At 59.6% G+C, this 14,486-nt stretch carries 10 protein-coding genes; 9 read left to right on the top strand and 1 reads right to left on the bottom strand.

Annotation, left to right across the window (positions count from 1 at the left end; all coding sequences use genetic code 11):
• Nucleotides 1-116 precede the first annotated feature (116 nt).
• Entirely contained in the window at nt 117-1,241 is a 1,125-nt protein-coding gene (locus ACNYC6_RS18870; protein ID WP_419708660.1) for a polysaccharide deacetylase family protein, read from the bottom strand.
• Nucleotides 1,242-1,391: 150 nt separating this feature from the next.
• Between ACNYC6_RS18870 and yaaA the strand changes: the two genes are divergently transcribed.
• The 9 genes from yaaA to ACNYC6_RS18825 all read left to right on the top strand — a co-directional run bounded on the left by yaaA (nt 1,392) and on the right by ACNYC6_RS18825 (nt 14,427).
• Nucleotides 1,392-2,171 (top strand): peroxide stress protein YaaA, encoded by a 780-nt coding sequence (gene yaaA / locus ACNYC6_RS18865; RefSeq protein ID WP_419708659.1) that lies wholly within the window; start codon nt 1,392-1,394, stop codon nt 2,169-2,171.
• 809 nt (nt 2,172-2,980) lie between these two features.
• On the top strand, nt 2,981-4,297 hold the full coding sequence (locus tag ACNYC6_RS18860) for a nucleotide sugar dehydrogenase (protein ID WP_419708658.1): 1,317 nt from the start codon (nt 2,981-2,983) through the stop codon (nt 4,295-4,297).
• A gap of 242 nt (nt 4,298-4,539) precedes the next feature.
• Complete coding sequence (gene alg8, locus ACNYC6_RS18855; RefSeq protein ID WP_419708657.1) at nt 4,540-6,021, top strand: mannuronan synthase; 1,482 nt, start codon at nt 4,540-4,542, stop codon at nt 6,019-6,021.
• Between the two features lie 35 nt (nt 6,022-6,056).
• The gene (locus ACNYC6_RS18850) at nt 6,057-7,226 is read left to right on the top strand and encodes a PilZ domain-containing protein (RefSeq protein ID WP_419708656.1); all 1,170 of its coding nucleotides are present in this window, start codon (nt 6,057-6,059) and stop codon (nt 7,224-7,226) included.
• A 9-nt stretch (nt 7,227-7,235) separates the two neighbouring features.
• Nucleotides 7,236-8,747 carry an alginate biosynthesis TPR repeat lipoprotein AlgK gene (algK, locus tag ACNYC6_RS18845; protein ID WP_419708655.1) on the top strand — a complete coding sequence of 504 codons (1,512 nt, stop codon included), beginning with the start codon at nt 7,236-7,238 and terminating at the stop codon, nt 8,745-8,747.
• Complete coding sequence (locus ACNYC6_RS18840) at nt 8,744-10,228, top strand: alginate export family protein (protein WP_419708654.1); 1,485 nt, start codon at nt 8,744-8,746, stop codon at nt 10,226-10,228. Before algK ends, ACNYC6_RS18840 begins: the two co-directional genes overlap by 4 nt.
• A gap of 26 nt (nt 10,229-10,254) precedes the next feature.
• Nucleotides 10,255-11,832 carry a mannuronan 5-epimerase AlgG gene (gene algG / locus ACNYC6_RS18835; protein ID WP_419708653.1) on the top strand — a complete coding sequence of 526 codons (1,578 nt, stop codon included), beginning with the start codon at nt 10,255-10,257 and terminating at the stop codon, nt 11,830-11,832.
• 10 nt (nt 11,833-11,842) lie between these two features.
• Nucleotides 11,843-13,294: an alginate O-acetyltransferase gene (locus ACNYC6_RS18830; protein WP_419708652.1), complete on the top strand. Its 1,452-nt coding sequence runs from the start codon at nt 11,843-11,845 to the stop codon at nt 13,292-13,294.
• An 8-nt stretch (nt 13,295-13,302) separates the two neighbouring features.
• On the top strand, nt 13,303-14,427 hold the full coding sequence (locus ACNYC6_RS18825) for a mannuronate-specific alginate lyase (protein WP_419708651.1): 1,125 nt from the start codon (nt 13,303-13,305) through the stop codon (nt 14,425-14,427).
• Nucleotides 14,428-14,486: the final 59 nt, after the last annotated feature.

The following is a 14,486-nucleotide window of genomic DNA, read 5'->3' as shown; positions in this document are numbered from 1 at the left end:
CAGATTGACCAATAGCACTTGGCGGACTGCCATCATCCGTTTACAGTCGGAAGTCAACCTGCTTCGAAATCCTTCGAAAAATCGCCGGATACCCAATGTTTCCGGGCTTTTGCCGTTTATCGAAACCCGTCCTGACAATCCTCCCAGCCGATCCCGCTTTGTGCCGTTTGTGTCATCAGCCACGGCAACGTCGTTTTCACCCCGTCCTGTTTCACATTGAAGTTGATCACGCCATGACGCCACAGCAGCATCAGGGTCAGTACCCGTTGCGCACTCTGGTTGGCTTTCAACTTGCCTGCGCCGTCCTGGGCATCGATGTCCCACAGCGCCACCTGCAAGCCCTGAGACGTGTAGAAGCCCTCGGCATCGGAACGGCGCTGGCCATCGGGCGGACGAAACAGCGGCACGTAGTTCTCCGGCAGTTTGCCTTTGACCAGTTCGACACTGCGTCGCACCGAATCCTGCCAGTCCTGCCAGTGACTGTGCGAGCGGAACTCCCAGCCTTGCACGCCGACGCACTGGGTTGAATAGGTCGATTGCAGGCTGCTGACCGAACGGTCGGCCAATCGCGCCTGAACGTCCTTGCCGAGAACGAAGAACGTACCGCTCACGTTCGCCTTTCGCAGGTACTCGGTGACCCAGTCCGTGTTGTCCGGTACGGCATTCGCAGCGCTGTCGAATGTCAGCAGAAACAGGCGGTCGTGCATCGCTTCGCCATTGCGCTCATAGTCGCCAAAACGATCGACTTCACTACTGGTTTGCGGGAACAGCGCGGCCTTGCGCAGTTGCTCGTCCAGGTACTGGGCATGGAATAACCGGCTCGGCTCGGCCCACTTGATGTAGTAGCTGTCTTCGCTGATCTGGAATTTTCCGGCCTGTTCACGCAGGGTCGGCATGTCCTCGACCAGAAAACAGAAGGACGCATCCTGATCGCAACTCTGCTGGGCGAAGCTGAAGTTGCTCAGCAAGCGTTGCCACAGGCGCTCGCGCGCACGGTTGACCGACGCCATGTTGACCGTGCGCAGGCCCAGGCGCTGGGCCAGCGCCGTTTCATCCAGCGACTCGCTGGCCAGCAGTACACGGGCGAACATGAGAATTTCAGCGCGTGAGGCCACGTCGAACAACGTTGGACTGTTGAGTTTTTCAGGCCAGGTGCCACGATCAAGCGTCGCCACATCACCCGGCGCCGCCAGGGCACCGAAGCTCAGAAGCCACGCCGTGAATAGAAGAACGATACGCAATGGGATGTCTCCATAACAAAACCCGCGCGGCACTATATCGCGGGAAGATCAAAAGATCGCATGACACCACCGATCACCTATTACCCCTATAGCTGGAGTCAACGATGACAACCCCCTAGAATCGCCGCCACGATTAAAGGAGACGACTTCATGCTGATGGTGATTTCCCCCGCCAAGACCCTCGACTACGAAACACCGCCGGCGACCCAGCGCTTCACCCAGCCGCAATACCTCGATCACTCGCAAGAACTGATCATGCAGTTGCGCGACCTGACGCCAGCGCAGATCAGCGAGTTGATGCACGTCTCCGACAAGATCGGTGGCCTCAATGCCGCGCGCTTCGGCAGCTGGACCCCGGCCTTCACCCCGGAAAACGCCAAGCAGGCGTTGCTGGCATTCAAGGGCGATGTGTACACCGGGCTGAATGCGCAAACCTTCAGCGAAGCCGATTTCGATTACGCCCAGCAACACTTGCGCATGCTCTCCGGCCTGTACGGCCTGTTGCGTCCGCTGGACCTGATGCAGCCCTACCGCCTTGAAATGGGCACGAAACTGGCCAATGCCCGCGGCAAGGATCTGTATGCCTTCTGGGGCACGCGGATCAGTGAATGGTTGAACGAAGCGTTGGCCGATCAGGGCGATGACGTGTTGCTCAACCTGGCGTCCAACGAGTACTTCTCGGCGGTCAAACGCAATGCCCTGAACGCACGGATCATCAACACCGAGTTCAAGGACCTGAAGAACGGTCAGTACAAGATCATCAGCTTCTACGCGAAAAAGGCCCGGGGCATGATGAGCCGCTTCGTCATCGAAGAACGCGTCAGCGACCCGACGGCCCTCAAACAATTCGATGTCCAGGGCTATCGCTACAGTGCCGAGCAGTCGAAACCGGACAACCTGGTGTTTCTGCGCGATCACGCCCCCGAGTGATGCAAGAGGTCGGCGCACGACGTCCAGAACGCTCGCGCGCCGATCATTGATCGACCCGATATTTCCCGCCTGATTCGCCATTTTTATGGCGCCAAAAATACATCATTCGTTTTTCTAACTTTAGTTTCACTCGACTTCGATCTTTTTTTTCAGTAGTGGCACTGAAAGTTTTTATCGGTAGTGGCAAAAAACTATCCCCTCGAATAATCCGCCTATATATAAAGGGCGAAACGGCAAGTGCTATCAATATGAGAGCAGTGCCATCTTTCTCAGCATTTCAAAAAATTTCAGATTTCACGATAGGCGGATCGGAACTATGTCCGAATGCACCGCTCATACCACCGGTAACGATTCTCACAGAGCTTGTAGGAGATAACTTACGCAGAACAGAGATCCATGTAGCGAAGTTGTCACATTAACTTTCGCGAACTAATCCCTGATTTGAACAACTCAGAACGACAGGAGATAACGCATGTTGACTCTCCCCAACAAGGCCATGGCAGCGCCCCTATAAACGTGCTCACCCGGGCACCCAACCGCTTGATCCACGGGCTCTCAGCCTGACATCGAGCGCGCACGACCGTTGCACGAACATCCTCAAATTAGAGGATCGGCTGCAATACAGGGCACGTCATAACAATAAGGCCTGGTTTCGCACACCTTGAGTGCATTTATTTAGACACTCGTAACTTACATGCCAACTTTCGGCATTGTTGCGCCTGTTAGCCGCACTTGCGAGTGCACTATGACCGCTGAACACCATTAACTCCAGCCATCTAATGGCTCGATAAAACACAGAGGTAATTGCGATGCGCATCAGCATATTTGGTTTGGGTTACGTTGGCGCAGTCTGTGCCGGTTGCCTGTCTGCACGGGGCCATGACGTCGTTGGCGTCGACGTTGCCAAAGACAAGATCGATATGATCAATGCCGGTAAATCACCGATTGTTGAACCGGGTCTGGGCGAACTTCTGGCCCAGGGTATCCAGACCGGTCGTCTGCGCGGTACTACCAACTTCGCCGAGGCGATTCGCGACACCGACCTGTCGATGATCTGCGTCGGCACGCCGAGCAAGAAGAACGGCGACCTGGAACTGAACTACATCGAAGCCGTGTGCCGCGAGATCGGTTTTGTCCTGCGTGACAAGACCACCCGCCACACCATCGTGGTGCGCAGTACCGTATTGCCGGGCACCGTGGCCAACGTGGTCATCCCGATTCTCGAAGACTGCTCCGGCAAGAAGGCCGGCGTCGATTTCGGCGTTGCCGTGAACCCTGAGTTCCTGCGCGAAAGCACCGCGATCGCTGACTACGACCAGCCGCCAATGACCGTCATCGGCGAGTTCGACAAGGCCTCGGGCGACGTTCTGCAATCGCTGTACGAAGAACTCGACGCACCGATCATCCGCAAGGACATCGCCGTCGCCGAGATGATCAAGTACACCTGCAACGTGTGGCACGCCGCCAAAGTGACCTTCGCCAACGAAATCGGCAACATTGCCAAGGCTGTTGGTGTCGACGGTCGCGAAGTGATGGACGTGGTTTGCCAGGACAAGACCCTGAACCTGTCCCAGTACTACATGCGCCCAGGCTTCGCTTTCGGCGGCTCCTGCCTGCCCAAAGACGTACGTGCCCTGACCTACCGCGCCGGTTCGCTGGACGTAGAAGCGCCGCTGCTCAACTCGCTGATGCGCAGTAACGAGTCCCAGGTGCAGAACGCCTTCGACATCGTCTCCAGCCACGACAAACGCAAAGTCGCCCTGCTGGGCCTGAGCTTCAAGGCCGGCACCGACGACCTGCGCGAAAGCCCGCTGGTTGACCTGGCCGAAATGCTGATCGGCAAGGGCTACGACCTGAGCATCTACGACAGCAACGTCGAATACGCCCGTGTCCACGGCGCGAACAAGGACTACATCGAGTCGAAGATCCCGCACGTCTCGTCCCTGCTCAACGCCGACTTCGAAGATGTGATCAACAACTCCGACGTGATCATCCTCGGCAACCGTGACGAGAAATTCCGCGCCCTGGTGCAGGACGTCCCGCACGGCAAGCAAGTGATCGACCTGGTCGGCTTCATGTCCAAGGCCACCAGCGTGACTGGCCGCACTGAAGGCATCTGCTGGTAACCACAGTAACCGCGCGGCAACGCGCGGCAACGGTGTCACCACGATGTAGGAGCTGACGCGTGAAACGAGGCTGCGATCTTTACCGGGACCACTTGAGCTCCGAGTGAACCCGAAAAATTCAAAAGATCGCAGCCTTCGGCAGCTCCTACAGATTCACCGGTGACATTACGGGTTTTGTAAGCCTGCCTTAACCCCATCGGGCCACCCCACAGGCTCGCCCGAGATCGAGACGGATGCAGATTATGCACAGGCTAAAGCACGGCCTACTCCAGGCCGCCGGTTGGCTGTTCTACCTGAGTTTACTGATGGGCCTCGCCATGGCGTTGCCTGTGTCCACGTTCGACTCCGAGTCGAAGGACTTCATTTTCCTGATCGGTATCGTCGGTATCTGGCGTTACTCAATGGGTGCCACGCACTTTCTGCGCGGCATGCTGTTTCTGTACGTGGTCTACCCGCACCTGCGGCGCAAAGTGCGCAAGCTGGGCAAGGCGGCGGACCCGTCCCATGTATTTTTGATGGTCACCAGTTTTCGTATCGACGCGCTGACCACCGCGCAGGTCTACAGCTCGGTGATCCGCGAAGCGATCGACTGTGGCCTGCCGACCACCGTGGTCTGCTCCATCGTCGAAATGTCCGATGAGCTGTTGGTGAAAAGCCTGTGGAAGCGGATGAACCCGCCATCGCATGTGAAGCTCGACTTCGTGCGCATTCCCGGCACCGGCAAACGCGATGGCCTGGCCTACGGTTTCCGCGCCATCTCCCGTCACCTGCCGGATGACCGCGCCGTGGTCGCCGTGATCGACGGCGACACCGTGCTCGGCGAAGGGACGGTGCGCAAGACCGTGCCGTGGTTCCAGCTGTTCGGCAACGTCGGCGGCCTGACCACCAACGAGTTCTGCGAAGTACGCGGCGGCTACATCATGAGCGAATGGCACAAGCTGCGTTTCGCCCAGCGCCACATCAACATGTGCTCGATGGCTTTGTCCAAGCGGGTGCTGACCATGACCGGCCGCATGTCGGTGTTCCGTGCCACCGTGGTCACCAACCCGGAATTCATCGCCGACGTGGAAAGCGACTCGCTGCAACACTGGCGCCTGGGTCGTTTCAAGTTCCTGACCGGCGATGACAAATCGAGCTGGTTCAGCCTGATGCGCCTGGGCTACGACACCTTCTACGTGCCCGACGCTGCGATCAACACCGTCGAGCATCCGCCGGAAAAGAGCTTCATCAAGGCCAGTCGCAAGCTGATGTTCCGCTGGTACGGCAACAACCTGCGACAGAACTCCCGGGCCCTCGGCCTTGGGGTGAAACGCCTTGGTGCGTTCACTTCGGTGGTGCTGTTCGATCAGCGCGTGTCGATGTGGACCTCGCTGCTGGGCCTGACCGTCGCGATCATCGCCAGCTTCAAGTACGGCACCGCGTTCATCCTGGTTTACCTGCTGTGGATCGGCATCACCCGCCTGATCCTGACCCTGCTGCTGTCCTGCTCCGGTCACCGGATCGGCCCGGCCTACCCGGCGATTCTCTATTACAACCAGATCGTCGGCGCGCTGGTGAAGATCTACGTGTTCTTCCGCCTCGACCAACAGTCCTGGACTCGCCAACCCACTTCACTGACCCGTGATCTCGCCAGCTTTCAACGTTGGTTCAACACCTGGTCGTCTCGGACCATGACCTTCTCCGCCGGCAGCATTTTTGTCGCCGTGCTGCTGATGATGGTCTGACCGCCCCTTATTGAATTAACAAGGAAATCGCCCCTATGAATACCGCCGTCAACGCCAACGTAGTGCATGAATCCGAAGCCCAGCGCCAACACGCCCGAGTGAAAATCCCGGCCAAGCTGCGCTTCTTTGGTCCTGACCGTACGCCGGTCGAAGCCCGGGTCATCGACCTGTCCGCGGGTGGCCTGGCGTTCAACGCCGGTCAACTGCCGCTGAAGGTCGGCGAGGTGTACAAGGCTCGCCTGCAGTTCGTCATCGACAACCTCGGCCTGGCCATGGACGTCGAGTTGCAGATTCGCTCCTTCGACCGCCAGACCGGCCGTACCGGTTGCCAGTTCCAGAACCTGGAACCACAGGACATCTCGACCCTTCGCCACCTGATCACCTCTCACCTGGCCGGCGACATCGTCAGTATCGGTGAAGTGCTGGCGACCCTGCAGCGCGACAACTTCACCAAGGCGCGCAAGATCAAGGATGGCGGCCACGGCATGAGCGCGTTCGGCCGCATGAAAGCCGTGACCTTCAGCCTCGGCATTTTCGTCGTTGGCCTGGCGGCGTTCGGTTTCATCTTCAAATCGGTGTACGGCATGTACTTCGTCAGCCACGCGCAGGCCGGCCTGGTCAGCGTTCCGGGCGTGAACATCACCATGCCTCGCGACGGCACCGTTCAGAGTCTGATCAAAGCCGACGGCGTCGCCGCCAAAGGCGCACCGCTGGCGACCTTCAGCACCAGCATGCTCGACGTGCTCAAGGGTCACCTTGAAGACGATCAACTGTCGCCGGCCAAGGTTGAAGAACTGTTCGGCAAGCAAATGACCGGCACCCTGACTTCGCCATGCGATTGCACCGTGGCCCAGCAAATGGTCGCCAACGGTCAGTACGCCAGCAAGGGCGACGTGATCTTCCAACTGGTGCCACGCAACACCGAAGCCAACGTTGAAGCGCGCTTCTCCTATCGCCAGTTCGGCGACGTGCTGCCAGGCACCGCCGTGCGCTTCCAGATCGCCGGCGAAGACAAGACCCGCACCGGCAAGATCGTCAGCAGCACCAGCCTGAAAAGCGCCGACCTGTCTTCCGACATCCGCGTCCTGATCCAGCCTGACGAAGCCCTGGACAGCACCCTCGCCGGCCGCCCGGTAGAAGTGAACAGCGACCGTGGCCCGAACCTGAACTGGCTGATCGACAAAGCCATGGCTGCTGGTCTGTAACCGGAGGACATGCCCGTGACGACTCCACCAACTCCAAGAACACCGCAGTCCCTGTGGGAGCGAGCCTGCTCGCGATGGGATCGACGCGGTCTGTCTGATGTACCGAGTTGCCTGCATCGCCAGCAGGCTGGCTCCCACATGGGATTGATGGTGTGCTCGCTGGCGCTGGCGGTGAGCCTGGCCGGCTGCACCGGCCTGCCCGACCAACGCCTGGCCAACGAGGCGCTCAAGCGTGGCGACACCGCCACCGCGGCGGCGAACTATCAGCAACTGGCAGACCTCGGCTACAGCGAAGCCCAAGTTGGGCTGGCCGACATTCAAGTCGACAGCCGCGACCCGGCGCAGATGAAGCAGGCCGAGGCGACTTACCGTGCCGCCGCCAGCGTTTCACCGCGTGCCCAGGCACGCCTCGGTCGCCTGCTGGTGGCCAAGCCCGGCTCCACCGAAGCCGAGCAGCACGAAGCCGAAACCCTGTTGAAAAAAGCCGCCGCCGCTGGCGAAGGCAACACCCTGATCCCGTTGGCGATGCTGTACCTGCAATACCCGCACAGCTTCCCCAACGTCGACGCACAGAAGCAGATCAGCCAATGGCGCGCCGAGGGCAAGCCGGAAGCGGGCCTGGCGCAAGTGCTGCTTTATCGCACCCAAGGCACCTACGACCAGCACCTGGACGACGTGGAAAAGATCTGCAAAGCCGCGATCAACACCACCGACATCTGCTACGTCGAACTGGCCACGGTCTATCAGAAAAAAGCCCAGCCTGAACAACAGGCCGAGCTGATCAAGCAGATGCAGGCCGGTCACGCTCGCGGCACTGTTTCCGCACAGCGCGTGGACAGCGTCGCCCGTGTGCTCGCCGATCCGACCTTGGGCACGCCCGACGAAAAAACCGCGCAGTCGCTGCTCGAACCGATCGCCCCGGGCTATCCGGCGTCGTGGGTGACCCTCGCGCAACTGCTCTACGACTTCCCCGAACTGGGTGACGTCGACCAGATGATGAAGTACCTCGACAACGGCCGCGCCGCCGATCAGCCGCGCGCCGAGCTGTTGCTGGGCAAGCTCTACTACGAAGGCAAGATGGTTCCGGCCGACGCCAAGGTCGCCGAGGAACACTTCCAGAAAGCCGTCGGCCGCGAAGTCGCCGCCGATTACTACCTCGGCCAGATCTATCGTCGTGGCTACCTGGGCAAGGTCTATCCACAGAAGGCTCTCGACCACCTGCTGACCGCTGCGCGCAACGGCCAGAACAGCGCCGACTTCGCCATCGCCCAACTGTTCTCCCAAGGCAAAGGCACAAAGCCTGACCCGCTCAACGCTTACGTCTTCAGCCAACTGGCCAAGGCGCAGAACACCCCGCAAGCCACCGAACTTGCGCAAACCCTCGAAGCCCAACTGCCGCCTACGCAGCTGGCCGAGGCCCAGCGCCTGTTGAAACAGGAACAGGCCGTTCGCGGCAACTTGAGCCAGAACACGCTGCAACTGCACGCCCTGCAAGAAGAAGACGGCGAGGAATCCCTATGAAATTGAATCCATTCATGAAGGCCGGCATCGGCCTGACGTTCGCGCTGATCTGGTCTTGCCCGACGCTCGCTGCGATGACTGAAGACACCAAGAACTACGGCCTGGACGTAAAAATCACCGGTCAGTCCGAGGACGATCGTGACCTGGGTACCCAGGGCGGCGGCGACGTCAACGGCCTCGGCCTCGACCTGCGTCCCTGGGTCTACGGCGAAAGTGGCGCGTGGAGCGCCTACGCCATGGGTCAGGCGGTGACGTCCACCGACATCATCGAGACCGACACCCTGCAACAATCCGATGGTGCCGAAAACACCGACAACGGTGATCGCGAAACCAAGAAAAACTACCTGGCGATGCGTGAGTTCTGGGTCGGTTACAGCGGCTTCACGCCCTATCCGGGCGAGATCCTGAAGTTCGGTCGCCAGCGTCTGCGTAATGACGACGGCCAGTGGCGCGACACCAACATCGAAGCCTTGAACTGGACCTTCGACACCACCCTGCTGCGCGCCAACGTCGGTATCGCCGAACGCTTCAGCGAGTACCGCACCGACCTCAAGGAACTGGCACCCGAGGACAAGGATCGCCTGCACGCCTACGCCGATGCGGCGTATCAGTGGACACCGGGCAACTGGGTCGGCATACGCGGCCACCACACTCACGACGATGGCAAACTCGACTACGCAGAACCCGGCGTCGCGAGTGATTCGCTGGACAAGAAACAGAACGGCGACATCAGCTGGCTCGGCCTCACCGCCGACAGCGATGCCTACAACTGGCGCAACACCAACACCGTCAATTACTGGGGCAGCATCACCGGCATGAGCGGCGACCGCGACACGGTCAACCCGCTGAACGCCGATGGCACCGCGCCCGCGCAAGCCAAACGCAGCGGCGATGTCGATGGCTGGGCCACCGACCTGGGTGTGCGCCTGCGTCTCGACCCGCAATGGCAGGTCGGTGCGGCCTACGCTCGCGCCAGCGAAGACTATGAACAGAACGGCCTGGAAAGTAACCGTTCGAACTACACCGGTACTCGCTCGCGGGTCCACCGTTTCGGCGAAGCCTTCCGTGGCGAAATGAACAACATGCAATCGGCCACGCTGTTCGGTTCGTGGATGCTCAACGACGAGTACGACGCCAGCCTGATCTACCACAAGTTCTGGCGTGTCGACGGCAACAAACCGGTCGGCAGCAACGGCATCGACGCGGTACAGAACAACACCGACGACGTCACCGGTGCGATCCTCTCCAGCACCTCCCTGCCGCTGAACGATGGCGAGAAAGACCTCGGTCAGGAAATGGATCTGGTCGTGACCAAGTACTTCAAGCAAGGCCTGTTGCCGGCATCGATGAGCCAAGCGATCGACGAACCTTCGGCGCTGGTGCGCTTGCGTGGCGGTGTGTTCAAGCCGGGCGACGCCTACGGCAAGGAAGTCGATTCGTACATGCACCGCGCGTTCATCGACGTGATCTGGCGCTTCTGATGCACATTGCGAAGGGAGTCCCCCAGATGAATCATCCAGCCCGAAAAGGCTCGATCAGCCTGTTGGCCGGCGCGATGCTGCTGGCCAGTGCGACGGCCTTCGCCAATGTGGAGCCGGCTGCAAAGCCGGCGACCGTGGCCAAGGAACTGCAACAGGCCAAGACTTACACCGTCAGCAGCGCACCGACCGCGCCGCTGGAACTGGCCACGCCGAAATTGCCGGACATCTCCGGCTACACCGCCGAAGCCATCGCCGCGAAAATCGTGCGCAGCAAAGCCGGTAAAATCAGCGTGCGCCGGATGATGCAGGAAGACGCCCTGAAGGACTTCATCGGCGGCGACAACAAGATGGCCGAGTGGGTGGTGCGTCAGCACGGCATCCCGCAGGCAATCTTCGTCGACGACGGCTACATGAACCTCAAGGACCTGGCGAAGAAACTGCCCAAGCAGTACTTCAGCGAAACCTCGCCGGGCGTGTTCCTGGCGAAATTGCCGATCGTGGTCGGCCGTCACGGCATCCTCGAAATCGACAAGCAGACCCAGGAGTTGCGCCTGTCGCAGGAGGCCGGTTCGTTCCTGGTCAACGACGGCCAGCTTTTTGTGCGTGACACCAAAATCACCGGTTGGCGCGAGAAGGACAACGGTCCGGCGACGTTCAAATCACCGAAGGAATTCCGCCCGTTCCTGCTGGCCTGGGGCGGCACCGAGACCTACATCGCCAACAGCAAGATGGCCAGCTTCGGCTACGCCAACAGTAAGTCCTACGGCGTGAGTATTTCCCAATACACGCCGAACATGGCCAAGGTACTCAAGCGCCCTGAACCGACCGGCTGGATTGTCGGTTCCGAGTTCTCGGACATGTGGTACGGCTTCTACTGCTACGAAACCAGCAACTTCGTGGTCAAGGGCAACACCTACAAAGACAACATCGTCTACGGCATTGACCCGCATGACCGTTCACACGGTCTGATCATTGCCGACAACACGGTGTACGGGACCAAGAAGAAGCACGGGATCATTATTTCCCGTGAGGTCAACGACAGCTTCATCTTCAACAACCGCAGCTACGACAACAAGTTGTCGGGCCTGGTGATCGACCGTAACAGCGTCAACAACCTGATCGCTCACAACGAGATCTACCAGAACCACACCGACGGCATCACCCTGTACGAGAGTGCCGACAACCTGTTGTGGGGCAACAAAGTCGTGAGCAACCGCCGCCACGGCATTCGCATTCGTAACAGCGTGAACATTCGCCTCTACGAAAACATCGCCATGGCCAATGGCTTGACCGGTGTCTACGGCCACATCAAGGACCTGAGCGACACCGACCGCGACATCAAGCTCGATCCGTTCGACGCCCAGGTGTCGCTGATCGTGGTCGGCGGTGAACTCGCGGCCAACGGCAGCGGCCCGCTGTCCATCGACTCACCGCTGAGCGTCGAGCTGTATCGCGTGTCCATGCTCGCCCCGACCAAATCCAGTGGCATCAGCTTCTCGGGGATTCTCGGCGAGCGCCAGGATGAAATTCTCGACCTGCTGGTGCGCCAGCAGAAAGCCGTGCTGATCGACCCTGTCGAACGCCAGACCGAAATGCGGGACTGAGGATAATTTTATGCACCCACACTTGATCAAATTACTCAGCCTGTCGGCCCTGACCGCCGGCATTCTCGCGGCCAGCACGGGTGTGCGCGCCGATGAAGTTCAAGCACCGAAGTTCAGCGCCGAACCGTGCTGCAGCCTGTGCCCGGCGGCCCACGACGCGAAGAACTACACCACGCGTTATCAGCAGAACTTCACCACGCTGGTGCAGGCTCAGGGCGATTGGCTGTTCCGTACGCAGGAAGACTTGCGTACCGAATTCGACACCTCCCCGGCCGGCTACAAACGCATGAAGCAACTGCACGATGCGTTCAAGAGCAAAGGCGTGGAACTGGTCGTCGTGTATCAACCGACCCGTGGCCTGGTGAACCGCAACAAGCTCAACCCGGCCGAGAAAGCCAGCTTCGATTTCGACAAGGCACTGAAGAACTATAAGACCATGCTCGGCCGTTTCGCGCAGATGGGTTACGTGGTTCCGGACCTGTCGCCGCTGACCAACGAGCAACTGCCCGACACCCTGCCCGCCCACGATTTCTACTTCCGTGGCGACCAGCACTGGACGCCGTATGGCGCCCAGCGCACGGCAAAAATCGTCGCCGAGAAGGTCAAGCAGATCCCGGCCTTCGCCGACATTCCCAAGCGTGAATTCGAGACCCATAAGTCGGGTCGCATGGGCAAGACCGGAACATTGCACAACATGGCCGGTCAACTCTGTGGCACCAGCTACGCGATCCAGTACATGGATCAATTCACCACCGAGCCAAAAGGTGAAGCGGCCGATGGCGATCTGTTCGGCGATTCCGGTAATCCGGAAATCACCTTGGTCGGCACCAGTCACAGTGGCAAGAACTACAACTTCGCCGGTTTCCTCGAAGAGGCCATCGGCGCCGACATTCTCAACGTGGCGTTCCCCGGCGGTGGCCTGGAAGGTTCGATGCTGCAGTACCTGGGCAGCGACGAGTTCCAGAAGAACCCGCCGAAGATTCTCATCTGGGAATTCTCGCCGCTCTATCGCCTCGACCAGGAAACCATCTACCGCCAGATGATGGCGTTGCTGGACAACGGTTGCGAAGGCAAGGATGCACAGATGTCCGGGAGCACCACCCTGAAGCCGGGCAAAAACGAATTGATGGTCAACAGCAAAAACCTCGATCTGCGTAACAGCAGTCATCAGGTCGACATACGCTTCGCCGACACCTCGGTGAAAACCCTGCAAGCCACCCTCTGGTACATGAACGGTCGCCACGAGGACATCAAGATCGACAAACCGGAAACCTCCGACACCGACGGGCGTTTCGCCTTCGAGTTGCGCACGGACGAAGACTGGGCCTCGCAGAATCTGCTGGCCGTCGAAATCCAGGGTCCTGAGAAAACGGATGCCGCGCCACAGAAAGTCGAAGCGAAAATCTGCAAACGCAACGTATTCCCGAGCGCTGAGCAACGTACCGCTTCGGCCGGGCAATGAGGTCTGCTATGCGAAATCCGAAACTGAAAAACCTGTTGGCACCGACGCTTTTGAGCCTGGCAATGTTCGCCGGCGCTACTCAGGCCGCGGCGCCACTGCGTCCGCCACAGGGCTATTTCGCGCCGATCGAGAAAGTCAAAACCGGCGACAAGAGCGAAGGCTGTGATGCAATGCCGACGCCCTACACCGGCTCGCTGCAATTTCGCAGCAAGTACGAAGGCTCGGACAAGGCCCGTTCGACGCTGAACGTGCAATCGGAAAAAGCCTTCCGCGACAGCACTGCCGACATCACCAAGATTGAGCGCGGCACCAGCAAGCGGGTGATGCAGTTCATGCGCGACGGGCGCCCGGAACAACTGGAATGCACGCTCAACTGGTTGACCGCGTGGGCCAAGGCCGATGCGTTGATGTCCAAGGACTTCAACCACACCGGCAAGTCGATGCGCAAATGGGCGCTGGGCAGCATGGCGTCTTCGTACATTCGCCTGAAATTTTCCGACTCTCACCCGCTGGTCAACCATCAGCAAGAGTCGCAGCTGATCGAAGCCTGGTTCAGCAAGATGGCCGATCAAGTGGTCAGCGATTGGGACAACCTGCCGCTGGAAAAAACCAACAACCACTCGTACTGGGCTGCCTGGTCGGTGATGGCAACCTCCGTCGCCACCAACCGCCGCGACCTGTTCGATTGGGCCGTGAAGGAATACAAGGTCGGCGCCAATCAGGTCGACGCCCAGGGCTTTTTGCCCAACGAACTCAAGCGTGAACAACGGGCGCTGGCGTATCACAACTACGCCCTGCCGCCGCTGGCGATGATCGCCAGTTTCGCTCAGGTCAACGGTGTGGATCTGCGTCAGGAAAACAACGGCGCACTGAAACGCCTCGGTGATCGCGTACTTGCCGGGGTGAAAGACCCGGATGCGTTCGAAGAAAAGAACGGCAAGGAACAGGACATGACCGACCTCAAGGTCGACTCGAAATTCGCCTGGCTCGAACCGTTCTGCTCGCTCTACACCTGCACGCCGGATGTGCTGGAGAAGAAGCATGAGATGCAACCGTTCAAGACCTTCCGCCTCGGCGGCGACCTGACCAAGGTCTATGACCCGGCCAATGAAAAAGGCAGCAAGGGTTCTTAGAGACAAACACAAATCCCCTGTGGGAGCGAGCCTGCTCGCGATGACGGAGTATCAGTCGA

The sequence above is a fragment of the Pseudomonas sp. NFX224 genome, from assembly GCF_048565165.1.
Taxonomy (GTDB): domain Bacteria; phylum Pseudomonadota; class Gammaproteobacteria; order Pseudomonadales; family Pseudomonadaceae; genus Aquipseudomonas.
Note: the sequence above shows the minus strand (reverse complement) of the source record. Positions and strands in the feature narration are given on the sequence as shown.